19 protein-coding genes and 2 pseudogenes are annotated in these 23,773 nt (G+C 59.3%); 7 read left to right on the forward strand and 14 right to left on the reverse strand.

The window, feature by feature from the left end; genetic code table 11:
• Positions 1-68 precede the first annotated feature (68 nt).
• The 5 genes from LDB29_RS26445 to glmS all read right to left on the reverse strand — a co-directional run bounded on the left by LDB29_RS26445 (position 69) and on the right by glmS (position 7,631).
• A complete protein-coding gene (locus tag LDB29_RS26445; RefSeq protein ID WP_257558110.1) occupies positions 69-1,193 on the reverse strand; it encodes a hypothetical protein in 1,125 nt (374 codons plus the stop codon).
• A gap of 71 nt (positions 1,194-1,264) precedes the next feature.
• The gene (gene wecC / locus LDB29_RS26450; protein WP_257558112.1) at positions 1,265-2,524 is read right to left on the reverse strand and encodes a UDP-N-acetyl-D-mannosamine dehydrogenase; all 1,260 of its coding nucleotides are present in this window, start codon (positions 2,522-2,524) and stop codon (positions 1,265-1,267) included.
• A complete protein-coding gene (wecB, locus tag LDB29_RS26455; RefSeq protein WP_257558113.1) occupies positions 2,521-3,684 on the reverse strand; it encodes a non-hydrolyzing UDP-N-acetylglucosamine 2-epimerase in 1,164 nt (387 codons plus the stop codon). Before wecB ends, wecC begins: the two co-directional genes overlap by 4 nt.
• A 105-nt stretch (positions 3,685-3,789) precedes the next feature.
• Positions 3,790-5,715, reverse strand: coding sequence for a nucleoside-diphosphate sugar epimerase/dehydratase (locus LDB29_RS26460; RefSeq protein WP_306812595.1), 1,926 nt, complete (start codon positions 5,713-5,715; stop codon positions 3,790-3,792).
• 92 nt (positions 5,716-5,807) lie between these two features.
• Entirely contained in the window at positions 5,808-7,631 is a 1,824-nt protein-coding gene (glmS, locus tag LDB29_RS26465) for a glutamine--fructose-6-phosphate transaminase (isomerizing) (protein ID WP_257558114.1), read from the reverse strand.
• A gap of 577 nt (positions 7,632-8,208) precedes the next feature.
• On the opposite strand from glmS, the gene LDB29_RS26470 reads away from it, so the two are divergent.
• On the forward strand, positions 8,209-8,397 hold the full coding sequence (locus LDB29_RS26470) for a hypothetical protein (RefSeq protein ID WP_257558115.1): 189 nt from the start codon (positions 8,209-8,211) through the stop codon (positions 8,395-8,397).
• Between the two features lie 435 nt (positions 8,398-8,832).
• Here LDB29_RS26470 and LDB29_RS26475 read toward each other — a convergent pair whose 3' ends face one another.
• Together LDB29_RS26475 and LDB29_RS26480 are read right to left on the reverse strand one after the other, a co-directional pair.
• Positions 8,833-9,078, reverse strand: coding sequence for a hypothetical protein (locus LDB29_RS26475; RefSeq protein WP_257558116.1), 246 nt, complete (start codon positions 9,076-9,078; stop codon positions 8,833-8,835).
• A 121-nt stretch (positions 9,079-9,199) separates the two neighbouring features.
• On the reverse strand, positions 9,200-9,979 hold the full coding sequence (locus LDB29_RS26480) for a metallophosphoesterase family protein (protein ID WP_257558117.1): 780 nt from the start codon (positions 9,977-9,979) through the stop codon (positions 9,200-9,202).
• Between the two features lie 80 nt (positions 9,980-10,059).
• On the opposite strand from LDB29_RS26480, the gene LDB29_RS26485 reads away from it, so the two are divergent.
• Positions 10,060-11,073 carry a M48 family metallopeptidase gene (locus tag LDB29_RS26485; protein ID WP_257558118.1) on the forward strand — a complete coding sequence of 338 codons (1,014 nt, stop codon included), beginning with the start codon at positions 10,060-10,062 and terminating at the stop codon, positions 11,071-11,073.
• A gap of 617 nt (positions 11,074-11,690) precedes the next feature.
• Here the strand turns inward: LDB29_RS26485 and LDB29_RS26490 are convergent.
• Complete coding sequence (locus LDB29_RS26490) at positions 11,691-11,966, reverse strand: YdcH family protein (RefSeq protein WP_306812596.1); 276 nt, start codon at positions 11,964-11,966, stop codon at positions 11,691-11,693.
• Between the two features lie 113 nt (positions 11,967-12,079).
• Positions 12,080-13,141, reverse strand: coding sequence for a S1C family serine protease (locus LDB29_RS26495; protein WP_257558119.1), 1,062 nt, complete (start codon positions 13,139-13,141; stop codon positions 12,080-12,082).
• Between the two features lie 297 nt (positions 13,142-13,438).
• Here LDB29_RS26495 and LDB29_RS26500 point away from each other — a divergent pair.
• A pseudogene (locus tag LDB29_RS26500) lies at positions 13,439-13,753 on the forward strand (transposase); the annotation flags it as partial.
• A 522-nt stretch (positions 13,754-14,275) separates the two neighbouring features.
• Here LDB29_RS26500 and LDB29_RS26505 read toward each other — a convergent pair.
• The 4 genes from LDB29_RS26505 to LDB29_RS26520 form a co-directional block, all read right to left on the reverse strand.
• Entirely contained in the window at positions 14,276-14,977 is a 702-nt protein-coding gene (locus LDB29_RS26505) for a transposase (RefSeq protein WP_257558121.1), read from the reverse strand.
• Positions 14,977-15,135, reverse strand: a complete 159-nt coding sequence (locus LDB29_RS26510; protein ID WP_257558124.1) for a hypothetical protein — start codon at positions 15,133-15,135, stop codon at positions 14,977-14,979. Before LDB29_RS26510 ends, LDB29_RS26505 begins: the two co-directional genes overlap by 1 nt.
• Positions 15,136-15,402: 267 nt before the next feature.
• A complete protein-coding gene (locus tag LDB29_RS26515) occupies positions 15,403-16,248 on the reverse strand; it encodes a DUF3800 domain-containing protein (protein WP_306812597.1) in 846 nt (281 codons plus the stop codon).
• Between the two features lie 657 nt (positions 16,249-16,905).
• Positions 16,906-17,145, reverse strand: a complete 240-nt coding sequence (locus LDB29_RS26520) for a type II toxin-antitoxin system ParD family antitoxin (protein ID WP_257558128.1) — start codon at positions 17,143-17,145, stop codon at positions 16,906-16,908.
• A gap of 207 nt (positions 17,146-17,352) precedes the next feature.
• Here LDB29_RS26520 and LDB29_RS26525 point away from each other — a divergent pair.
• From LDB29_RS26525 to mazF, 3 genes and pseudogenes are all read left to right on the forward strand, one after another.
• A pseudogene (locus LDB29_RS26525) lies at positions 17,353-17,598 on the forward strand (integrase); the annotation flags it as partial.
• Between the two features lie 596 nt (positions 17,599-18,194).
• The gene (locus tag LDB29_RS26530; RefSeq protein WP_257558131.1) at positions 18,195-18,437 is read left to right on the forward strand and encodes an AbrB/MazE/SpoVT family DNA-binding domain-containing protein; all 243 of its coding nucleotides are present in this window, start codon (positions 18,195-18,197) and stop codon (positions 18,435-18,437) included.
• Entirely contained in the window at positions 18,437-18,772 is a 336-nt protein-coding gene (gene mazF / locus LDB29_RS26535) for an endoribonuclease MazF (protein ID WP_257558133.1), read from the forward strand. The genes LDB29_RS26530 and mazF overlap by 1 nt, the downstream gene beginning before the upstream one ends.
• A 316-nt stretch (positions 18,773-19,088) precedes the next feature.
• Here the strand turns inward: mazF and LDB29_RS26540 are convergent, their stop codons facing one another.
• On the reverse strand, positions 19,089-19,241 hold the full coding sequence (locus tag LDB29_RS26540) for a hypothetical protein (RefSeq protein WP_257558135.1): 153 nt from the start codon (positions 19,239-19,241) through the stop codon (positions 19,089-19,091).
• 1,624 nt (positions 19,242-20,865) lie between these two features.
• Here LDB29_RS26540 and LDB29_RS26545 point away from each other — a divergent pair.
• Positions 20,866-23,661: a UvrD-helicase domain-containing protein gene (locus LDB29_RS26545; RefSeq protein WP_257558137.1), complete on the forward strand. Its 2,796-nt coding sequence runs from the start codon at positions 20,866-20,868 to the stop codon at positions 23,659-23,661.
• The last annotated feature ends 112 nt before the right edge of the window (positions 23,662-23,773 follow it).

The following is a 23,773-nucleotide window of genomic DNA, read 5'->3' on the forward strand; positions in this document are numbered from 1 at the left end:
CCTGTTACACAGACGGTAAATTTGGCGCCATGTCTCCAAGTGGAATGAGGCAGGATTACCTAGGAAAATCATGTCAAACGCAATCTTCCATGAACGAGGGCCCCGAAAACGCCAGCGAAGCCCGAGAGGGCGCTTATGATGAGAAACATTGTCCAGTTTGATTGTAAGTATGCAACGGTTCTGACGATTCCGGAGACCGCCCATGTAAAGAATAGTGGCGCATAGAGTCGTTCTGATAAATAGTATACGTGAACGAAAGACAGCACCGCCTGCCCGAGGAAAAAAGTTGTTATTAAGGTTGCAAAAATGACAACTGGAGCACCAGGTGTTAGCCCTAATCCAACGGGATTGTAGGTAAAAAATGCGGAAATGGCCGCGCTGGAAAAAAGGCCTATAGCCGCTGCAGCGGCAAAAAGCTGAAGAAATCCGCCTTTTCTCAAGAAGGCATACAAGGATCCGGCAGGAATACGAAAGAGATGAGGTCGTTTTACCTCAATGAGCGACACCGTAAGCGCGTAGGCCGAACTGCAATAAGAAAATATAAGAAGGTAATCTGACAAATATGAATCAAGTTTGCTCAAGCCTTCGGCGAACACTATCCGATCGGACATAACATTAAATGCAATTAATCCAGAATGAGCCGACATTAGCAGCATTGATGTTTTGTCGGTCAGCATATTTCTTAAATTGCCGAAGCTTCCCTTATCGATTTCACTAAGAGCGACAGGTATAGTGAATGCCATCGCGACCATCGATGGCAAAATAAACCGATCACCATTGGAGCCATATGTGAAATAGACGCCCAACAATGTAGCGATTTCTAGGGTAAGCGCAACGCACATTACTCTATAGGCTTTTCCCACCTTCCCAGATGAGATCTGTAGATTAAAAAGTATGCGCTCGTTTACCCGATACGTAACATACAGAGAGACTGCGATAAAAACCGCATAGCTGTGCTCGTAAAAAGAGACATAGATAGCCGCTAATATAAGCGCGGCAGCGTGAACAAGTAAGAACAATGATATATCAATGCGCCCTTCCCTCCAAGCAACCACCTGCACGGGATAGCAGATACATCCGTGAACTGCGATCAGGAATATCATGGAATTTAGAAGAAGGAATGCATCTTTACTATAGAGACTTGCCGTCAGTTGGATAGCTATCAAGCTTCCCACCATGGTGGCGAGCTTCATCGTCAGCACAGATGCCGCTGGTCCACCAGCCGCCCGAAATACGTTAGTGCGCAACTTTTGTGTGGCGGACACTAGCAAGACCAAGCGCCGCGCAGGTCGAGGAGCACACCGTTGGGCTGCGGTGCGTTTCTAAAACTCTGATGATCAACAAGCATCACATGCACGTCAGCGGTCTGCCGCGCTTCTTCTTCGCTCACGAGGATCGCGCCTTCTATTGAGCCAGGGAGCCGATCGATGTTCGGTTCAACGACATAGACACTACCACAATGAAGTGAGGATAATTTGCTAACTATCTCGACCGCGGGACTTTCCCGTAAGTCGTCAATATCAGGCTTGAACGCCAATCCGTAGCACGCAATTGTGACGTCCGCTTCAGCCTTTCCGGGATCGGCGCACAAGTGTCGCGCTACAGCTTCCTTAATCTTGTTGAGTACCCATTGCGGCTTTGCATCGTTCACCTCGCGAGCCACCCGGATCAGGCACGCCTCTTCCGGGGTTTTTGACACGATGAACCAGGGATCAACCGCAATGCAGTGGCCGCCAACGCCCGGCCCTGGCTGCAGGATATTCACCCGTGGGTGACGGTTGGCAAGCTTGATGAGTTCCCACACGTCGATGTGCAGCTTGTCACAGATGATCGATAATTCATTCGCAAAGGCAATGTTAACATCGCGAAAGCTGTTTTCTGTCAATTTCGCCATCTCTGCCGTTCGTGCATTAGTAATCACGCACTCGCCATCTACGAAGATCTTGTACAGTGCAACTGCGGCATCGGAACATTTACGCGTCATGCCGCCGATCACGCGATCATTGTGTATGAGCTCCTGCATGACCTTTCCTGGCAGCACGCGTTCTGGGCAGTGTGCAACTCGGATATCCGAGCTTTCCCCAGCAGACTGGGGGAAGGTCAAATCTGGCCGTGCCTCGGCCAACCAAGCAGCGAGCAGTTCAGTCGCTCCAACAGGTGAGGTGGATTCCAGAACAACCAAATTGCCGGAGGAGAGGACCGGAGCGATCGCACGCGCGGCGGACTGAATATAGGTTAAATCAGGGGTATGATCGTCACCTTGAAATGGGGTCGGTACCGCTATCAGGAAAGCATCAGCTGGTTCGGGTCGGGTAGTAGCTCGCAAAAAGCCTTCCGTGACAGCCGAATGAACAGCTATGTCCAGATCCGGTTCGACAATATGAATTTTCCCTCGATTAATAGTTTCGACAGCGCTCGCATTTACGTCGACACCGACCACCTTGACTTTGCGCGACGCAAACATCGCTGCAGTCGGCAAGCCGATATAACCTAATCCAATAACGGAGATGGTGGGACTGGTCATGCTGCTTCACTGTCCTTATTCTGAAAGTTCCGTTGCGCCCAGTGAACCAAGGCGTCCGCAATTCGCTTGCAGGCTGCGCCGTCCCCATATGGATTGTGGGCAAAGCTCATCCGCGCATATTCCTCGTTATCCATCAGAAGCCGCGTGACCTCCTTCACGATGAGCCGCGCATCGGTCCCAACCAGCTTTACGGTTCCCGCTTCAACAGCTTCCGGCCGTTCTGTCGTATCGCGCATGACGAGGACCGGCTTGCCGAGAGATGGCGCTTCTTCCTGCACTCCACCTGAGTCCGTGAGCACGATATGCGCGCGATCCATGAGATAGACGAAGGGAAGATATTCCTGCGGTTCGATGAGGTGGATGTTCGGGATGCCCGAAAGCAGGCGATTTACCGGCTCCTGGACTTGGGGATTTAGATGAACGGGATAGACGATGTCTACGTCTGGGAAATCGCCAGAAATTGTCGCCAAAGCCTTGCATATCCGCTCGAAGCCGTCTCCAAAGCTTTCGCGCCGATGCCCCGTCACAAGGACCATGCGACGCTCACTATCGAGTTGCGGAAGTCGTCCCTGCACATCCCGCACGAGCGCGCCGTCGGTCTTCAGCCGTTCAACGACTTGCAGCAGCGCATCAATGACGGTGTTCCCAGTCAATATGATGTTGTTTTCGTGCACTCCCTCTCGGAGGAGATTGGCCTCCGCCGAGGATGTCGGCGCGAAGTGCAGTGTCGTAATCGCGCCTGTTAGCTTGCGATTGGCTTCTTCAGGCCATGGAGAATAAATATTGTGGGTTCTTAAACCAGCTTCGACATGCCCTACCGGGATCTGATGATAATAAGCAGCGAGGCTCGCTGACATCGTCGACGCCGTATCGCCGTGGACCAAGACGATGTCAGGTCGAAACTGCTCAAAGACTTCTCGCATGCCCAGCAGGACAGCGCTCGTAATGTCGCTTAAATCCTGCTTCGGTCGCATGATTCTAAGATCATAGGCGGCCTCGAGGTGGAAGATTTGCAGGACTTGATCGAGCATCTCCCGATGCTGTCCGGTCACGCAGATGCGGCAGTCAAATCGGCTGTCCGTGCTCAGCATCAGCGCAAGAGGCGCCATCTTGATGGCTTCAGGCCGTGTCCCAAACACGAGCATCACTTTGATCGACATAAGTGAATTTCCCTTTGCTTCATGGCCCCAATTGTCAGCGAGACCGAAGAGAATAGAATGGTGGTCGCCGACCCTCTGGTCTCGTCCCCGATTAGAAGCCGTTCATCAGGAAGCGACGTCTTTCACAGATGTTGGCGAGTGATATTCCGGGACAAGTTCACGAAGGACCGAAAGAGCGCCACTGGGTCCTCCCTGGCTCAAAAAGGTGCCAAGCCGGTCGAGGTTCGCAGACAAGCTGGGCCAGGCGAGCATGTTCTCCCGCGCCTGCATGATCCGCGAATGTGCGGTGGGGGCGGGATCATCGCCGATCAGGAGTTCCTCATATAGCTTCTCCCCTGGCCGGAGGCCGACTTCGACGATTTCGATGTCGCCATCTGGCGTGGTTTCATTTCGCACGGATAGTCCTGAAAGCCTGACCATGGTTTCAGCAAGGTCCACGATCCGAACCGGCTGTCCCATGTCGAGGACGAACACTTCGCCACCTTTGGCCATGCCGCCGGCCTGGATCACGAGCTGGACCGCTTCGGGGATGGTCATGAAATAGCGCGTGACGTCGCGATGCGTGATCGTCACCGGTCCTCCGGCAGCGATCTGCGCCTTGAACAGCGGCACGACCGATCCGCTGGAGCCCAGCACGTTGCCGAATCTCACCATGGTGAACAATGTGCTCTTCTGCTCCTGCGCACGCGCCTGGAGGATGAGCTCGCAGACCCTCTTGGACGCGCCCATGACGTTGGTCGGCCGTACCGCCTTGTCGGTGCTCACCAGAATGAAGCGCTTGACCCCCACCGCCTCGGCCGCAAGGGCGCAATGCAGCGTACTGAAGATGTTATTGCGCAGGCCCGCGATCGGGTTGCTCTCGACCAGCGGCACATGCTTGTAGGCGGCCGCATGGTAGACGCTTTCAGGCTGCCACCGTCGGAATATGCGGAAAACGGAATCGCGATCGGCCACATCGGCAAGTTCGGGCACGATTTCGACATCATGGCCTTCCTGCGCCGCTATCTGCCGCAGCTCACGCTCGATCGCGTACAGAAAATATTCCGACTGCTCGACAAGGATGAGGCGCCGGGGATGCGACCGGATGATCTGGCGGCACAGTTCGCTACCGATCGATCCGCCCGCGCCTGTCACCAGCACATTCTTGCTGAGCAACGAACGACCCATCAGCAGTTCGTTGGGCGCAACCGCGTCACGGCCGAGCAGATCCTCGACCTGGACATCGCGAAGATCGCTGACGGTCACATGGCCATCGATCAGTTGTCCGATGCCAGGCAACATCCTCACGCGGATCTTCCGCTTCTGCAACGTCGTCACGATCTGGCGACGACGCACGCGCAACGCACTGGGAATCGCAAGCAGGACTTCATCCACCTGCCGTTCTTCCAAGACCCGGTCGAGCGACGAGGAATGCCAGACCGTAAACCCGTCGATCTGCTGCCGGCTCAACCGCTCGTCATCGTCGACATAGCCCACGAGGGTAAGATGCGGTTCATGCCGAAGGGAATTGGCGAGCTGCTGGCCGCCGCGGCCGGCGCCATAGATGAGAACGCGCCGGCGATCCTCACCATTGCCGCGCGCCAGGTGAAGCACGTCGCTTACCACGAACCGCATGCTCAGCCGCAGGAACAGCATGAGCAGGAAAAAGATCATCGGGTGAAGCAGCGATGTCGTCCGCGGAACGCCATCGATCTGGATTCCTCCGAAAAGGATCGTGAGCGGCACCGAAAGGAGCGCACAGGCACAAAATAGCTTGCCCGAGGCGCGCGCGCCGGAAAAGCGAATGAGATTGCGGTAAATCCCGGTCCACCAGGCAATCGGCGCCCAGCAAAGCAGCGCTGCGGCAGAGAGCGTCAACAGCGCCGCGGCGTCCTGCGGCCATTCGCCCAGACGCAGCGCCAGCGCGATCCAGGCCGCGCCGACACAAAGCGTCCCGTCCAGACCGAAGGCAAGCCATCGCCGCGCCGAACGCGGCAGCGATGTAATCGCCTCCAACATATCAAGAATGGGTTTAGCCATTTCTTTGGTCATTGCTTGGCACCTCTCTCGATGCACTTTCCTGCGGAAAGATGGTCAGCTGGGAAGCGACGGCCTGGCGGCGCACGGACGGCGTATCTTGGGGGTCATTCGACGGTCACCGACTTGGCCAGATTGCGCGGCTGGTCGACATCGGTGCCCTTGCTGAGCGCCACATGGTAGGCCAGCAGCTGGATCGGCACGCTGTAGACCAGTGGCGCAATCAACGGATGCACCTTGGGCATCGTGATCGTCGCCAGGCAGCCCGCGCCGGCCTCCTCGATCCCGTCATAGTCGCTGATCAGCACCACCTTGCCGCCGCGCGCCTGCACTTCCTGCATGTTACTGACTGTTTTTTCGAACAGCGGGCCGGAAGGCGCGATCACGATCACCGGCACCTTCTCGTCGATGAGCGCGATCGGACCATGCTTCATCTCGCCCGCGGCATAGCCCTCGGCGTGGATGTAGCTGATTTCCTTGAGTTTGAGCGCGCCTTCGAGCGCCAGTGGATAATCGGTTCCGCGCCCCAGATAGAGAACGTCGCGCGCGCCGGCGATCTCGGCGGCGACCGCCTGGATCTTTTCCTCATAGGCGAGCGCCGCGTTGAGCGCTGCGGGCGCTTCGGCAAGATGCCTGACCACCCCATGCTCTTCTTCCCGCGTCATGCGCCCCTTGGCGCGCGCGAGATTGGCCGCGAGCGCTGCCAGCACCGCCAGCTGGCATGTGAACGCCTTGGTGGAGGCAACACCTATTTCAGGACCTGCATGGGTCGGAAGCAGCAGGTCAGCTTCGCGCGCCATGCTGCTCGTCGGCACATTGACGACAACCGCAATCTTCTGCCCTTCGGCCCGCGCATGCCGCAACGCCGCCAGCGTGTCGGCGGTCTCGCCCGACTGGCTGATGAAGAGAGCCAGCCCGCCCGGCTCGATCACCGGAGCGCGATACCGGAACTCCGAAGCCACATCGAGATCGACCGGCACATGCGCAAACTGCTCGAACCAGTATTTCGCGATCATCCCTGCATAGAAGCTGGTGCCGCACGCCACGATCGTGACTCGCTTTATCCCGGCAAGATCGAAGTCGGGAACAGGAAGCGTCAGCGTCTCGTCGATCCGCTGGAGGTAGGACCGCAAGGTCTGGGCAACGACGATCGGCTGCTCGAAAATCTCCTTGATCATGAAATGGCGGTGATTGCCCTTCGAGATCAGTTCGCCCTCGACACCCGAGTGCGTGAGGGGCCGCTCGACAGCTTCATTATCCTGGTCGAAAACCTGAACCTCGTCGCGCGAACATACGACCCAGTCGCCTTCTTCCAGGTAGATGACCTTCTGGGTCAGGGAAGCAAGCGCGAGCGCGTCAGAACCGAGATAGGTCTCCCCTTCCCCGAGTCCCACGACGAGCGGAGAACCAAGCCGGGCACCGATCAACAGATCCGGCTGCTGGCGAAAGAGGATTGCAAGCGCAAAGGCGCCGCGCAACTGCGGCAGCACTTCACGGACGGCCTCTACCGGGCGGAGACCCGCCTCGACCTGCTCGCTGATCAGATGAGCCACGACCTCGGTATCGGTCTCGCTCGTGAAAACCCTGCCTCGTGCGATAAGCATGTCGCGCAGCGGCTTGAAATTCTCGATGATGCCGTTGTGAACGACAGCAACCTCCTCGGTCGCGTGAGGATGCGCATTATTCGTCGTAGGGCCGCCATGCGTCGCCCAACGCGTATGGGCAATGCCGACCACTCCCGGCAGAGGCTCGGCGTCCAGTTCCTTCGACAGATTATTGAGCTTGCCAGAGGCACGCCGCCGCTCGATCACCCCGCCATGAACGGTTGCAATCCCGGCAGAATCATATCCCCGATATTCCAGGCGCCTGAGGCCGTCCAGAAGGCGAACGGATACATCCTCATGGCCAATGATGCCCACGATCCCACACATGAATATTCTGCCCCAAAAAGTCGGTTGCTGCTTATGCACAGCATTCGCAGCTATGCAAGTAACGATTCCTACATGAATGCTTTACGGTCGTTCATGATCGCCTTGAAATCAGGTGTGAAACAAAGATCCTGATGGTTAATCCGAAGCGAACTTTAGCTGTTCATGACCGCCCGTCAGCCGGACACTCCTGCCGGAAACCCGCAGGAAACCTTGTCACCCCGCGTAAAGCTCCGGCTCAGCAGTCCATCGCATGCGACGATCCCAAGCCTGTCGGCAGAGCCTGGACGATTCGGGCTACTGGCCGTAACCTACTGACCAAACGCCCGTTCCATCCACGGACAATCCGACCGGACAGGGAGTGGGCCGGCGCCCCAAAGGGTCGCGAATCCTTCCAGGAAGCGCCAACTAGGTAATCCTATGGGGTCAAATTGTTACAATGAGGCGTAATAGTCAGGAATCGCGTCATCATTCGATATTTCTATGCATGGGATGAAAAATATTCACTCGTCGATTCTTTTGTTTCCTCAGCTGGCGGCTCTGATTATGAAATAGCGCCAAAGCAATGAGGGAGCTTCCCATGATATTTCAGGACGGCGAGTTTCGCCCGACCGGCAAGCGCGAGCCGATGCTCTTCGATGGATGGGACTATGTGCCTGTCGCGCAGATGCGTGACGCCCAGGCACCAGGCCTGGCCTCCGCCGAGGGTACCGCAGGCACCTATAACGCTGCGACATCCGTCCAGGACGATCCCAATCCGCGAATATAGAGTATTTTCGAAGCAGGCGGCATCGCCTGCTGACTCGGAAGATGCGGAAACAAAAGACAAATAGAGCGTGGTCCGCTTCGATCTGATCGGATCAGGCTCCAGGTAGAACGCTGCGCTGGACGGGTCCGCAATTTTCTAGGCTCATTCTCTATGGCAGCCGAAAGCAGGAACGCGCCATGGGCCTGGGCCGAGATATCGTCCGCCCTCGCCAACGGCGCATCCCAATATACTGGCCTGCGCCAAATGGATCGCATCCAGTCAAGCAATCGCATGTTTCTCATGTCAGCGACAAGGCACGCCGCCGATCCTATCGGGGGCGGTCTCTGCTACTGAACGGGGCGCAACTGCCTTCCGGACTGTGATCGTCTGATCGATAGAAAAGGACAAAAAAATGGCGGCTCGAAGCCGCCATCCTTCTATTCTTTGATAGGGATGTCAGTTGCTGTCCGAATCATCGTCATTATCAGCGACCGCCACAACCGCAGCCACCGCTGCCACCGTACCGATCGCAGCCAGGGCGATCAGCGGCAGACCGATCAGCTTGCTCGACTTCTTGGACGATGTGACGGCCTTTACCTGCGATGCATTGGCAACCGAGAGCGCCGAAGCGGAGTTCGCCAGAGCCGGCGTTACCACCAGCGAAGAGGCCGCCAGGCCAGCAAGAAGTGTCTTGAACCGCATGTCGATTATCCCTTTCGAGGTGATATTGATGCCCGAATATCATTCGTTACGTGGCCATGCAAGAGCGTAGCGGCAACGAATCATGATACCAACGCCGCCAATCCTTTCGCGTTGCAACTATTCACATCTTTTGTTGCAGGATCCACCGCCCTGCGCCCTCGAATCCCATCGCGCTCAGCACCCCGGAACGATAGGCTCCGGTATCGAGGCTGATCCGCCCCGGATGCTCAACGACCTCGTCGAAGATCGTATGCCCATGGACAATGACCTTGCCGGGAATGAGGGGTCGATCCCTGACGGTCGATGCACGCAGAAACTCGTCGCGAATCCATCGCAGGTCACCTGGTTCCTGCTGTTCAAGCGACACCCCTGGCCGGATTCCTGCATGGACGAACACATAGCCCCCTTCGACGACCATGTCCTCGAATGTCCTGAGGAAAGCCCGATGCGCCGGCGGTACTGCCGCCTCCAGCAACGCTGCCAGCTCATAATAATCGGCCGTCTCATAAGCGGTGCGCGTAACGCCATAGCTCAGGATCGTTTCCGTGCCGCCGATACGGTCGAAAAAGCGCAACGCAGCGCGATCCCCCTCCAAAGCCTTGAGGAAGACTTCCTCATGATTGCCCAGCAGGAACCGAGTCTCGGGTCGCTCGATCTTCAACGCCATCAACCTCTCGATGACGTCGGCGGATCGCGGCCCGCGGTTGATAAGATCCCCAAGGAAAATTAGCTCGCCGCCGCCGCCGCGCAGGGCGTCGTCCGCGAAAATCTGGTCGAGCAGATCTTCGAGAAGATCGAGATGGCCATGAATGTCGCCTATGGCGTAAAGGCGGCGGCCATCGGGCACGATAACCGACGGCGCGGAAGCCTTGGCGAAGCGGGAGAAAATCTTTCGGAGCATCGGCCGATGCAGCACCTTGATGGCTCTTGAGCGATGAGAAAACAGCAATGGTGAAAGATAAGAGCGTTGCAAGCGTAAAAATGCGAATGCGGCGCACATTGCGCGTAACGTTCCTCTGGGCGATCGTCATCATGGCGCCGGGAGCCTCGGCGGTCGCGCCGCCCCCCTTCGAAGCCATTCGGGAAGTCGATGCGGAACTGGCCGAGCTCGGCTACAGGCTCGCCATTGCCAATGCGAGCCTGTGCGACCGCCAGGAACCCGGTCTTGGCCTGCTGCTCCATACCCCCGATCAATATGCGCCTGAAATACGCAAGGCGGCCGCGGCGCATTTCCGCTTCGAGGGGCCGTTGGGCGTGGAAGCCGTCATGAACGGATCGCCAGCGGCTGCGGCAGGCATTCGCGCGGACGACACATTGCTGGGCGTGGCGCAGATCCGCTTTGCCCCTTCAAACCCCAGGGCAAAAGCGAGCACAACAGCACTGGTCGAGGCGAGCCGGCAGATCATGGCGCTCCCGCCCGATCGCCCGCTCATCCTGCACCTGCGTCGCGCGGGCATAGACCAGCAGCGCGTCGTGCTCCCCGTCCCGGCATGCCGATCGCGCTTCGAGCTGGTCCTTGGTTCCCGGTTTGTCGCCCAGGCTGACGGCGAGGTCGTACAGATCGGCAGTCGCTTCCTTGCAGATTATCCCGCATGGGCAGCAGCGCCTGTCGCCCATGAACTTGCGCATAATATCCTGCGGCACCGCGAGCGGCTGGAGGCGCAAGGCGTCCGGTTCGGGCTCTTGTCAGGCATCGGTCGCAATGTCGGCTATTTCCGCCAAACCGAACTCGAAGCGGACATTCTGTCAATCTCGCTCCTTGCCAATGCCGGATTTGATCCGGCCATAGCCCTCTCTTTCTGGCGTGCCTTCGGTCCAGCGCATGACGGGAGCCTGCGCAGCCGCTCGCATCCGGACTGGAAAGCCCGCATCACCGTCATGGAGCGGGAGATCGCCCGGCTGGGGCCTCATCGCCCCCACAAGCCAGCGCTCCTCGCCGGGCGACACCAGCCGCTCGACGGGGACTGGCAAGCCCTGCTGGGCAATGAACACTGACCTACCGTAGACGCGTCGGATTTGCCCTCTGTCAGCGGGCAGGTGGGGGCGTCTTCCTGCCTGGGAAGGATGACGGCCGTTCCTGCCATCGCCTCCCGCATCGGAATCGAATATGATCGGCAAAGTTAACCCTGACGATCATCATCGACACCGGACGCGCCAGCACAACCCTCTGCGCTCCGCCTTCGCTCCGCGAGTCCAGCAGCCGGATAAGGCCCCAATTTTGTCGCAAATGCCAGATGCGCGATCATTTGCCAGCGATCAGGCGGGGCTCCCGGCGGCTGAGCCAGGCACTGGTTTTGGCGCCGCAGCATTCATCGCTGACCCGGGAACCGCATTGGGCGCAAGACAACGCAGGTCCAGCCATCGGCCGAGACGCCATCCAACCTGAGCGTCGCGCAATCCGACTACAGCTTGCGCGACGGGCCCTGGTCAAGACCAACCGAAGGGCTGGCTCCAGGCGAGCCCCTGCCGGGATCCACAACGCAAGGCACCGCGCCGGAAAGCCAAATCGGATGCGCAGCGCATGAAACCGCCGCTCGAGAAGCCGGCTGTCGGCTCGGCAGCTGCATAGCGCGTGATGGCGGAGCCGGACATGCGACTCCGCCAGGGATCGATCAGGCCACGCGGCTCTCATCGAGGCCTGTCCCCAGAGCCCCGATCCTGTCCTTGATCGCGAGCTTCTGCTTTTTAAGGCGCGCGACAAGCAGTTGATCAGGCATCGGGCGGCGCAGTTCCTGCTCGATTTCAGCCTCCAGTCGGGCATGCTCTTCGCGCAGGTGATTGAGGCGATTTACAGACATCGTCATCTCCATGCCAAAGTTGAGGATGTAGCGCTTGAGAGCGCAGATTAGAGATAGCATCGACCCCGCGGCGTTTTCAAGATGGGGCATTTTCTCTACCCGCGTTCAGGGCGAATATCGCCTCTGGTCGAACTGCCCTGAGAACGTGGCCTCGCTCGCGCGGCGTCGCTCCATCATCCTCGAACAGAACCGCTCGCAGCGCTTTAGCGGGCGGGTTCCAGCTGGAGTTTCAGCTTTCGGGTGACGCCGCCACGCAGCAGCGTCAGTTCCACGCTCTGACCAACCTGAAAGTCGTCCAGCCTTGCAAGAAGATCGCCAGGGCGCGACACCGGCTTGCCGTTCAGCGCGACGATGACATCGCCGGCCACCACGCCCCGGATGGAACGGGTAGCCGGAGTAATCCCGGCCCGTTCGGCCGCCGATCCCGGATTGACACCAAGGACGAACACGCCCTCGACACCTGACGCGCGTTTCAGCCGATCGTTGAGCTCCTCCTCGCTTTCCACCCCAAGCGCTGGTTGCGTATAGCGGCCGTTGGCGATGAGCTGGGGCACCACGCGCATGACCGTGTCCACAGGAACGGCGAAGCTGATCCCTGCCGACGCCCCGGAGGGGCTGTAAATCGCTGTGTTGATGCCGATCAGCCGCCCGGCCGAATCGAGCAAAGGACCTCCCGAATTACCCGGGTTGATCGCCGCGTCGGTCTGGATCAGATGCCGGATGTCCGGGCCGTTCTGGTTCGGTAACGACCGATCGAGAGCCGAGACGATCCCCTTGGTCAGGGTCCAGTCGAGGCCGAAGGGATTACCGATGGCGAAAACATTCTGCCCGACCTGAAGATCCGCACTGGTTCCGATCGGCACGCGGGCCGGCGCCTTGAAGCCCATCCCCCCGATCTTGAGTACAGCCAGATCATGCTGCGGACTGGCGCCGACCAGCGACGCGCTGAACTGGCGGCCGTCGGCCAACTGGATCTGCGCTTCCGAGGCGCCATCGATCACATGATAATTGGTGATGACATGCCCCGCCGCGTCCCACAGGAGGCCCGAGCCTGACCCCTTAGGGACGCTGTACACATTACGCGTCCACAGATCGGCCACGCGGCGGCTGGTCGAAATGAACACCACCGAATCGCGGGCATTGCGGAAGAGCGCGATAGTGGCCTGCTCGTCTGCCGCAAGGTGACCGCGCGGCGTGACCACCGGGCGCTGTGCGGCAGGGGCGGCCTGCAGGAGCAGAAGCGAAGCAACGGCAGCAAGGAGCATGATATTAACCAGGATGAGGAAAAGGATGAATCTGCGCGACTGCGCGATGGTCCGGGTGCGGGCAATTCTGGGCATGGTTTGATGGGGGCCAGCGGATCAGACAATGACTTCACCCCGAGCGCGATAATCTGCGTGGGTATGAAGGTCAGATATATTGCGACATCTTCGCCTTCTTCAACCCATCTCATAGCGTCGACAGGACGGGGGCTTTGAGAGGTGGCCCGGTAAAACTGAACATTGAGATAAGTGTATTTTCTGCCTGACGGTGGCCAGTATGGCTGCGAGACAGGAGCAGAGATGAGCAAACGACCCCGCCGGAACCACAGTCCGGCTTTCAAGGCGAAGGTGGCACTGGCTGCCGGGAAGGGCGAGAAGACGCTGGCCGAGTTGGCGCAGCAGTTTGACGTGCATCCGACCCAGATCACGACGTGGCGTAGCCAGTTGCTGGAGGGCGCAGCCGGTGTGTTTGGTTCGGACAAGGCATTGGAAACGGGCGAGCCGCCGGTTGACGTGAAGACACTACATGCCAAGATCGGTGAGTTGACGCTGGCGAATGATTTATATGTGGCGTTTCCTGTCAAGCGGCATGCAGAAGTTCTGCGTCGGACTGATTGGGCCCGCCTCTTCCATTCGTTGATAGGCTGCGGGGTCGATCGTCATCGTGCAGACGTGCGCCTGCCGCATCAACTTATATCCGGCAGCTCCATGACGGCTTGCCACAATCCTGCATGCACAGCACAGACGTTCGAGGAGACGGTCTCACACTTTTTGCCGGTGCATGCGCACCAATCATACTCTCGAATTCCGTCACCCCACTTTCAGGCCCTGGCCGGGACCTGAACTCTCAGATTTTTGTCATCAGGCGCTGGCCCTGCCTGGCACATCGATGCCTTCAGGGACTTTGCCCGTCTCGACATAGCGCCAGAGCGTGATCGCAAGCTTTCGGGCCATGGCAACCAGCATCACGCGGCGGATACGCGGCGATTGTCCTTGGGTTCGGGCCTTGTACCATTTCGTCAGCGGACTCTCGGCATGCCTTCCCTGCCCAGATCCTGGCAATTTCGATGAGAATGCGCCAGACCCAGCTGTTTCGGGCTTTGGAGATGCCCTGACACCTCCTCGTCGAGCCGCTGTCTATGCACTCGGCGTCAGCCCGAGGTAGGATCCCAGGTGGGAACGGCTGCTGAACTGCCGCGAGAATATCTCCCGCGCCATGATGGCTGCAGTCGTGCCGCCAATCCCTGGCAGCAGGCGGAGCATCTGACGCTTCTGCTCGACGACGGGGTCTTGAGCGTCAGCCATGTCGCGCTCTTTCTCGACACAACATATCTGCTCTTCGATCAGGGCCAGTCGGGCATATTCTCGTTCAAGTTCATGACGCAGACGCTCGGAAAGACGTCGGCCTTCGGCGGTGACAAGGGCGCCGAAATCGATACGGGTTGCCCGTAGTTTCGGCTCGATGCCCCTGATCCCCTGACCAAAGAGCAGGCCCTTGATCCGGTTGATATGGGCCGGGCGCTCACGGACGAGGCGTTGCCGCTCGCGATGCGAACGGCGTGCATCCTCCTCTTCTACGTCGGGAACGCGCACGACCGCACACACGTGATTGTCCCCGCGATCAATGGCGATGACCGCACGGAGCAGCATGAGGGCATCGAGGCGATCAGTCTTCACCCTGCGCGCGCGACGGTTCACCTGCAGGCTCGCGGGATCCAGCACCTTGCACATAATCCCAGAGCCGGTCAGGCGCCGCGCGAGCCAAAATCCATCATAGCCCGCCTCGTAGCAGACCACGATCCTGGATATCGGACCGGCTACATTGCGAAGCCGGGTCATCAACGCATCGAAATCCCACCCGCCAGGAGATAGATGCTCGGTTTGGGGTGATCAGGGTGGGCGATGGCTATCACCCAGTTCTTCTTGCTAAGCTCGATCGCCGCATAAACGGTCGTATGGGCCGGGGAAACAGAGGCAACTTCCTGTCCGGTCGTCATGGCCAATCTCCAATGAAAGAACTCAAGAGGCAGAGTGCGTATAAAAGGCACGTTTCCTTGTGGGTTCGTTGTTGTTTTCCAGGATAAGGAAGCATAAAGGGCGGAGACAAATCTGCCTCACCCAAAATTTGCCGAGGCTCTCGAGGGGGGTCTGATGGAGCGGCAGCGGGCCGCACCGTCACTTCTTAATTGAAAATCAGGCCGAATCGACTAAATGGGTTCGCGGAGGCTTTGTTGGCGGAAACGCTTGCATTGCCTTCTTTCGTTTCAGGCCAATGGCTTTGGCCTCAGATCGTTGATGACGGTCATACCGTAGATCCGATCGCCCCCTTCCGTCTCACGCCTGAATTGCAGCCGATGGACCAGGTCCACCAGCGGCCGCAGTTCGGCGCACGCTGGCGCTGTCATGCGGCGCAGCCGAAGCCCCCAGCTGATGACATAAGCGACGATGTCCGCTGTCTGGATGAGCGTCGTCAGATCGCTATGCACAAAGAACGGCTCAGGAATGATGAGCCGGGAGCGGCTGCGACCGTTGCGTGTGTTCACGAAGTATTTCGATACCTGGCCGAGCAGAATGTGGGCGGCGCTCCGATCCAACTCGTCGAATACGAGATAGCCCATCGGATCGCCGGGCAATCCGTTGAGGAAGTAGTAGAAACGCTCGAACAGAAACGCATAGTCCTTACGCAGCGCGTCTCCGCGTTCGGGACGCAGGGCCTCGCGCGGGACGATAGTCGCGAACACCCTCGCACCATGCCGGCGCGCCAGATCGAGGCTGAAGCGGCAATATTCGACCTTGGCTTGACCCAGCGCAGTTAGGCGATCCCGCGTCACCGCCGTTCCGTCGATCAGCAACTCACGCGCCAACTGGGCGCGCTGGGCGTGTTCAAATGGTCCGAGCTGAGCCGCGTGCTTGAATGTCTTGCGGTCGAGCAGCTTTTGCGCCTTGGCCTCCCGGCCATAGGCTTCAAACAATCGCATGCCGAAGATATGCTGCTGCGCATCCGACAAGTCGCGGATCAGCGGCCAGACCTTCCGATCTTCCACGGCGATACCCGCCAGCACCTCATAGGGCGAATGGCGCTGATCCTGCCCCGATTCATCGATGAACAATGTCCAGCTCACAGTCGCGCCCAAACCTCCATTTAATTGGTATGATCTTTCTCGACGAACAGGGCGCGGCCGTACCTAATCTGGCAGTTTATGAGAACCCCCTCAACCAATGCTGGTCTTGCCGGAAGCTGCCGGCAATCCTTGATCTGACAGGCCATGCCACACCGGCCATGTATGCACCCAAGCGAGTAAGTTCTGTCTCGGAATGTAGCCACGCGAATGTCCGCTTACGCCATGGGCTGACCTTCCCGCCGTCGCGTCGAAGCGGCATGTGTTGGTCGTCAGGAGAAGTGCCAAATGGTGGCGAAGATCTCTGCGGATTGGCTGCATGCGCTCATGGCGACTCGGCTAGCCATCGTAATTCGAGGATATCCAATCTTCCCGACCATGCCGGACACGCAGAATGATGACCTCGTCCTCATCTCCCACATCATAAATACCAGATGGGCTTTGTAGGGATGCGCGCGGACAGGCGGCGAGATCTCCTCTCGCAAGCGCGCGGCATGCGGGTAGTCTGCGAGAAACGCGAAAATCGCGCTCAGCCCTTCGTGATAGGCGTCGGCCTGAGGCAGACCGAACTGCACCATGCCTTCGAGAAAATGGCCGTCAGATCATCGACTGCGGCGCGTGCTAAGCGGAAGCGAGGCACGGTCAGGCTTACAAGCCTGCCTGGCCGATCGCCCGCGCCCGGATATTCGCCATCGTGTCGTCGCTGAGACCACTGGCGCGTGCTTCATCGACCAGGCGCTGCATGGCGGCAACCTTGTCGGCACGTTCCTGGTCACGGCGGATAAGATCGCGCACATAGTCGCTGGCATTGCTATACCGGCCGGTCTCAGTTTGTGCCTCTACCCATTGCTTCATAGGGTCGGGCAGTGAGATGTTCATCGTAGCCATGGCAACCTCCAAGACCATGTGGATAACAAAGATTGGCAAACTTTGTCAATTGAGGCCGTGGCCGTCCCATGCACACAGGGGGGCTATTATACAGCCGACGCTCCACGCATAACATTTCCTCGGTGGGGGCGCAGCGTTCTTCAGGCGGCTAATCCTGGCCATCGGAGAATGATCATGGAAAATGTCTGAAACCGTGAGTGCGTCCCCAAGCGCCCGGTCTGGAATGCAGGGCGCGCGGTCGGCGCGAAGCGGGCCCTGAAGCCCAAGCAAATTTGGGAGATCCGATTTTACCTCAATCAGCGCCGTCGCCTGCGGGATCGGGCGCTGTTCGACCTTGCGATCGACAGCAAGCTACGCGGTTGCGACCTTGTCCGCATGAAAATCGGCGACGTCGTCAGCGGAGGGCAGATCCGAACGCGAGCCATCGTAATGCAGCAGAAAACGGGTCGGCCTAAGCATCGCCTGCGGCCCGCGGGTCGTACATGTGAGACTTTCGTACGCCTGCCGGCGCCCGAAACCCTTCGACAAACTCGCCGTTTTTCAGGCAGAGGTACGAATGACGTGTTTCGTTCGGAGCGGCCCTTCGCGGATCGGCGGCGGTTAGCCGCCGAACGGGCAGCGCTGGCCGTTTGCTGATTGGCGGGTTCCGGACGAAAATTAAGACAAGCCGCCGCTGGTCGAGGCCGCGCCGCCATCACAGGAATGAGCCCATGAACGCGATCAGCGGATAGCCGTTGGACAGCGGCGATGGTCGGGTCACCCAGCCATTGGAATTAAGCCACCCAGCTTGCAGTTTTCGATGAGCGTGGCGAAGACCGATTAGGTTCGCCGCCTTGGCGCACACCGCTCAGCCGCTGCCCCGAACAAACTGGTCACCCGGCAATCAGGGTCGATGGCTATTGTGGAGAATTACATAACTATATGCGACCTGTACGATGGCGCCGCTTTTTGCGAAGACGTTTAGACTCCATCCACAATGTATATACATTTGTTGACACGTCGCCTCACTCTGGTAGTGTATCGCCATTGTAGCATCAGAGGTGTATCAAATGGGTGTTCAGGTAAAGAAGTGGGGTAATAGTGCGGCGATCCGCATCCCCTCCGCCATCATGGCGGCTGCTGCGCTGAATGTTGGACAGGAAGTCGAAGTTCGCGAAGAAGGCGGCCGGCTCATCATTGAACCCGTCTTGAAGCCTGTCTATACGCTCGAGGGATTGCTAGCAGGCATGAAGCCGGAGACGTTCCACGACAACGTAGATTTTGGTCCCCCGGTCGGCAATGAGATATTTTGATGGTCAGTCGCTATCTGCCTGACACGGGCGATATCGTGTGGCTGCAATTCGATCCCCAAGCGGGGCATGAGCAAGCGGGGCATCGGCCTGCCCTTGTGCTCTCACCTGCGGCCTATAACAAAACGCGGGGTATGATGATTTGCTGCCCGATGACGAGCCAGATCAAGGGCTATCCTTTCGAAGTTGTTGTGTCCCGGGAACCGCCCAGCGTCGTCTTGTCCGATCAGATCAAGAGCCTTGATTGGAAGGCGCGAGCGGCGAAGAAAAAGAGTTCTGTATCAACGGCAGTGATCGACGAGGTCCGCGCAAAGGTAGGCGCACTCCTCGGCATTTAGCTGGGGTCCAGCATCAACGGCTATGGCAGCTTTTAACCCCGCCCGTCATGGGCGGCGCTGATCCGCAGGCAGTGCGCTCCGCTGACGTAGTCCCGTTGCCAGCCGGGCAAGCTGCCGGTCGGCGCCTGAGCCGGTGCTCCGTCATGATGGCACAGGCGCCAGAGCGTCCGCTCCTAAGGGAGGGGATATCGCAAACGAACGGCGACAAGTGGCGCGACGCCGACCGGCGAGCTTTCGAGGCGAATGGCGGGTTCCAGCGCAAGCTGTCGGCCGAGGTAACGACGCCAAATGACTTGGATTGGTCGTGACCTGTCGACTATCCGAGCAGGCGCGGGCGGCGTGACGGGAGGAAGGCATCTGCTATCCCGATTTCGAGGGCAATGCCCGAATCGCGTTTAACTTCGTGTTCATCGAGCGTCAGGTCGAGGGCAAGCCTGAACCGGAACGCCGCGCCCTCCGCTTTCTTCAAGCCGAAATCCGCGCGAATTCTGCGAGTGCTCCTTGGCGAACCGTCACACGCATGGCGCGTGACCGACCTTGCTGAAGCCTCCACGGGTCAGCATCGGGCATGTCAGCACAATCGGGACTGCATTGCGGGAGCGGGACTGGACTCAGCAGTCCGATGGCGGCCTGTTGCTCACCGATCCCGACGGGTTGCCCGATGAGTGGAGCCGCAATTATGAACCGCCCAAAGGAGAAGAGGTCCGCCTTTACACCCACCTCCACGGCAAGGCGCTAACGGAGCGTCTGCGCGAAATCCCGGCGGAGGAAGGAAATCCGGTCCTTGCCTCATTCAGTGCAGCCCACTGGCTCGCTCCCTTCGGGACGGGTCGCACACCGACCCTAAAACAACACCAAGCCATGCCGCGAAGGTTCGCACTCGCCTGCTAACACATTGATATTATATTAGGGGGAAATAGCGCCAAGCCTGCAACTATGGCATAAATCCGACGATCCTCGGGTCATTTGTTTAGCCGTTCCTGTACGGAATCCTCTATTCCTTCGTGATATCTAATCCTCACTTTGTAAATGCTTTGCCACAAGTGAAGCAATCGTTTATCAACAGCCCGACTCAACCCCCCAAAAAGGACCCCCTTTCGGTTGAGTCGCTGTGTCGATCCGCATCAGCAGACGACACAGGGCATCCCGGCGCCGTCCCCATCCCTACGAGGATATGGCGCCGGGATCGCAAAAATGGGTGGCGTTGCTGTCATCGGTCAATTCACACAATTCCATGCGCAAGGATTCCGGCGTACCGCTCGCCGGCGTGGGTTCTTGATCTCCATGATTTTGCGCGACTTCCAAGACATTCAGGGCCGATTGGGAAGCGATAGCGCCGTCCCCTCGCCCAGGTCCGGGATTTGCCAGACAGCCTGCTTCTCCAGAGGTTATTCACCGTCGGCAGGAGCATGACCGCCGCCGCGGTCGCGGGTGAACCGGTTTGCCGCTGTTCACGCTTCTCCTGGACGGCGCGATCGCTCCATTCCGGGCGGTGACGGAGGCCAGGCCGCCAACCGTCGTCGCTTCGATGCAGGGCGCGCGTAGCGCTTGCTTCATACGACGAGGTTGTCGCCCCGGCGACCCGCGTAGAGCGCAGGACGCCGTCGGCGCGGCCCGCCGCATGGACGAGACTGCCTCCGTGGCCGCCTCATCCAGTCCGATCCTTGACCCAGGACCCGCGACCGATGATCATGCAGATCCGGATCGATCCTGTCCTCGCCCATGTCGGCACTCGCCGTCATGCGGCGCTTGCCTCTCAGCCAAGGCCCGCCCTACAAGCATCCTATGGGCGGGGCGGGGATCATCGATGACGGGACGTGGCAACGCCTGGCCAAGACCAGGCTGCGCGCGCCGATGATGCGCCATGACGGGTCTGATGAGAAGCATGCCGCCCGCCCTGCAAGCATGGGCGATCGCGACACCGTCGCACGGAGCGGCTTTACCGCACCGTTTCTCATGACGTGCATCATGACGTCCAGCGTCACCCGCCCGCCGATACACCATGCGAACGAGATCGGTCGCGCGACCGGCCGCAATTCCCTCGTCCCGGCAGCAAAAGCACGCCCGCGCCAACGATCCCCTCGATCCTGATCATGCTCGGCCGGACGAAGACCTTCAAGCCCAGCATCTGGGCCAAGCTGCTTCTGGTCGAAAGCTGGAAGATCGTTCTGAACCGGGCCACGCCCGGCATCGTCGACATCGTCTCGTCCAGGGCAGAAAAGGTGCGCTGTCTGGACATCCTTTCCGTCACCAGCAGCAAGGCTCTTCTCTGGCACAGCGTCGAAATACGATCGAAGGGCCGCGTCGAGTCCTTTTCGGGGCTTTCCGCCAGCTCCGCCCAGGAACTCAAGGATGCGCTGCTGACCTTCATCAATGCTCATCTTGGCGACCTCATCGAAGACGGCAAGGACCGGCTGCCGGACGTCGATACCGCCATCCGCCAGATCACCGATGCCAAGCGGCAATATCTTGCACAGGCCGATGTCAGCCAGGCGGTGGCGCTTGTTTCCGGTGCAGCCTCAAGCGCCCTCTCCCACCCGCTCTTCCATCACGCCCTGCTCCCGGCCAGGGTGCGCGGCTATCTGCCCGCATCGTTCAGGATGATCACCGATCCAGCCGTGAGGCAGCAGTATAACGACGAATTCGTGGCGCATGAACTCACCAGCTTCGCTGCCTTCTTCGACGATCTGGGCGGGGTTTCCATGGCGCGCGAGCAGCGGGAGGCGTGCATCCGCCTTGAGGACAGCAATCTGCTGGTCGCATCCGCCGGTTCAGGCAAGTCCGCAACCATGGTGGGCAAGGTCGCCTATGTGCTCGAAAAGGGTCTGTACGCGCCTGAGAACATCCTGGTCCTGGCCTTCAACAGAGACGCCGCGGGCGGGCTTAAGGAACGCATCGCCCGGCAGCTCGGGGTCGGGCAGGAGACGCTGGGATGTCGCGTCACGACGTTCCATGCCCTGGGGCGCGGGATCATAGAGGAGGTCGACGGCCGCCCTCCCCAACTTGCCAGCTGGGTGGAAAACGCGGCCGGGGAAGCCCGGTTCATCGACACGATCATCAAGGAACTGACCCGGAGCGATGCGCAGTTCCGCCGCCTCTGGCTCGACCTGCTGACCCTCTACCCCAAGGCCGACATCCCCCTCGATGCCTTCGGGTCGCAGGAGGATTATCGCCGTTACATAGCCGACAACCAGGGCAAGCGCCCCGGCAGCATCGGAACGATGGCGCCCGGCATCTACGTCAAATCCCTCCAGGAGCAGCGCATCGTCAACTGGCTCTGGCTGCGGACGATCGACTTCGAATATGAAAAGCAGGTCCAGGTCCCCACTCCGGACGATCCCGAGCGCCCGTTCCGCTATGTCCACCCCGACTTCTTCTATCCGTTCAGCCAGACGATCCACGAGCATTTCGCGATCGACTCAAAGGGGAACTCCCCGTTCCCCCATTATGTCGAACATGCCCAGCTCAAGCGGGCAGGCTATGCCAGCATCGAGGCGGACTTCATCGAGACCACATCGGGGCAGGCCGACGAAGGCGTTCTCCTGGACACCCTGGAGACCGAACTCACCAAACGGCGCGTCCCCATGGCGCAGCGGTCCGACGAGGAGATCCTGAAAGCCGTCTCCCCGCTGGTCGTGACCCACTATCACAAGATTATCGGCGTCTGCGTCAAACACATCCGCGCCAATCGTCTTACCGCCGCCGTCCTGCTCAAGAAGGCGCAGGAGCTGCACGACAAGGCGCGGGCCACGCATTTCGCCCAGCTCGTCTGGAAGATCGCCGAGGCCTATCGCGACAGGCTGGAGGAGGCGAAGCGCATCGATTTCGACTCCATGATCGGCGACGCGATCGATATGGTGGAAACAGGACGCTATCAAAGCCCCTTCTCGCTCATCCTCGTCGATGAATTCCAGGACATCTCGGGTCCCCGCGCAAACCTTATCAAGGCGCTCAGGCACCAGAAGCCGTTCACCAAGATCTTCGCCGTGGGTGACGACTGGCAATCCATCTACCGCTTCGCCGGTTCCGACATCTCCCTATTCACCGACTTCAAGAGCAGCTTTGGACCATCCTGGCAGGGATTCCTCCAGCAGACCTATCGCTGTAACCAGTCGCTTGCCCAGACAGCCGCCGCCTTCGTCCAGCAAAACCCTGACCAGCTCAAAAAGACCGTCGTTTCATCCCGCCCAGCCATCCCGAGATCGATCCGCATCGTCCCGGTGCGAGTGGAAAGAAACAGGCCCAGCTTCCAGGATGCTTGTTTCACCCTTCTTGAACGCGTTGACGCCTTCCTGGAGGGGCAGGCTTCCCAATGGCGAACGGACGACCGTCCAAGGCTCAAGGTGCTCGTCCTGTGGCGCTACAACATGCTGGACCCGTTCAGGAACCGAACACCACGCTTCGCCAATATCGAGGTTTCCGGCCTGTCGTTCCACAGGTCCAAGGGCCTGGAGGCGGACTACACCATCCTGCTCGACGTCAGCGAGGGCGATTATGGGGTGCCCAGCCGGATAGAGGACGACGAACTGCTCAACCTCGTCATCCCCCGGCCCGAAACATATCCCTTTGCCGAAGAACGGCGCCTGTTCTATGTGGCGCTCACCCGGGCGAGCCGTGGCGCATTCCTTCTGTGCAATGACCGTCAGCCGTCCCGATATATCCGCGAGCTTGCCGAAATAGCCGGCGAAAACCTGCGGTTCGAGACAGTCCATGGGCGAGCGCTGGAGCAATGTCCCAAATGCCTTGTCGGGCAGCTTGTCCAGCGTACCGGGCCCGACGGCTCCACCTTTCATGGATGCAGTTCCTTCCCCTCGTGCAGACATGTGGTCCAGGACACAGGAACGCTTTCGCGAGAGCCCCGCGCGATCGCTGCCCGACGCATGGCTTAGGCTCGCCGGCGTGGCCGTTGCGCAATGCCCCTGACCAGATCGCGAAAGACAGCCACACTCCGCCCGAGGTCCGCCATCATCATTGTCCCACCTCTTCCAGGCCCTGATCGGG

Origin of the sequence: Sphingobium sp. CFD-2 (assembly GCF_024611135.1) — a bacterium.
Taxonomy (GTDB): domain Bacteria; phylum Pseudomonadota; class Alphaproteobacteria; order Sphingomonadales; family Sphingomonadaceae; genus Sphingobium; species Sphingobium fuliginis.

Coding starts and splice junctions, on each gene's coding strand:
- LDB29_RS26490 (WP_306812596.1), bottom strand. CDS start 11,966: ATGCCCCATCTTGAAAACGCCGCGGGGTCGATGCTATCTCTAATCTGC.
- glmS (WP_257558114.1), bottom strand. CDS start 7,631: ATGTGTGGGATCGTGGGCATCATTGGCCATGAGGATGTATCCGTTCGC.
- LDB29_RS26480 (WP_257558117.1), bottom strand. CDS start 9,979: ATGCTCCGAAAGATTTTCTCCCGCTTCGCCAAGGCTTCCGCGCCGTCG.
- LDB29_RS26445 (WP_257558110.1), bottom strand. CDS start 1,193: ATGAAGCTCGCCACCATGGTGGGAAGCTTGATAGCTATCCAACTGACG.
- LDB29_RS26470 (WP_257558115.1), top strand. CDS start 8,209: ATGATATTTCAGGACGGCGAGTTTCGCCCGACCGGCAAGCGCGAGCCG.
- LDB29_RS26475 (WP_257558116.1), bottom strand. CDS start 9,078: ATGCGGTTCAAGACACTTCTTGCTGGCCTGGCGGCCTCTTCGCTGGTG.
- LDB29_RS26485 (WP_257558118.1), top strand. CDS start 10,060: ATGCGAATGCGGCGCACATTGCGCGTAACGTTCCTCTGGGCGATCGTC.
- wecB (WP_257558113.1), bottom strand. CDS start 3,684: ATGTCGATCAAAGTGATGCTCGTGTTTGGGACACGGCCTGAAGCCATC.
- LDB29_RS26510 (WP_257558124.1), bottom strand. CDS start 15,135: ATGACGACCGGACAGGAAGTTGCCTCTGTTTCCCCGGCCCATACGACC.
- LDB29_RS26520 (WP_257558128.1), bottom strand. CDS start 17,145: ATGGCTACGATGAACATCTCACTGCCCGACCCTATGAAGCAATGGGTA.
- LDB29_RS26505 (WP_257558121.1), bottom strand. CDS start 14,977: ATGACCCGGCTTCGCAATGTAGCCGGTCCGATATCCAGGATCGTGGTC.
- LDB29_RS26495 (WP_257558119.1), bottom strand. CDS start 13,141: ATGCTCCTTGCTGCCGTTGCTTCGCTTCTGCTCCTGCAGGCCGCCCCT.
- LDB29_RS26530 (WP_257558131.1), top strand. CDS start 18,195: ATGGGTGTTCAGGTAAAGAAGTGGGGTAATAGTGCGGCGATCCGCATC.
- mazF (WP_257558133.1), top strand. CDS start 18,437: ATGGTCAGTCGCTATCTGCCTGACACGGGCGATATCGTGTGGCTGCAA.
- LDB29_RS26460 (WP_306812595.1), bottom strand. CDS start 5,715: ATGACCAAAGAAATGGCTAAACCCATTCTTGATATGTTGGAGGCGATT.
- LDB29_RS26545 (WP_257558137.1), top strand. CDS start 20,866: ATGCTCGGCCGGACGAAGACCTTCAAGCCCAGCATCTGGGCCAAGCTG.
- wecC (WP_257558112.1), bottom strand. CDS start 2,524: ATGACCAGTCCCACCATCTCCGTTATTGGATTAGGTTATATCGGCTTG.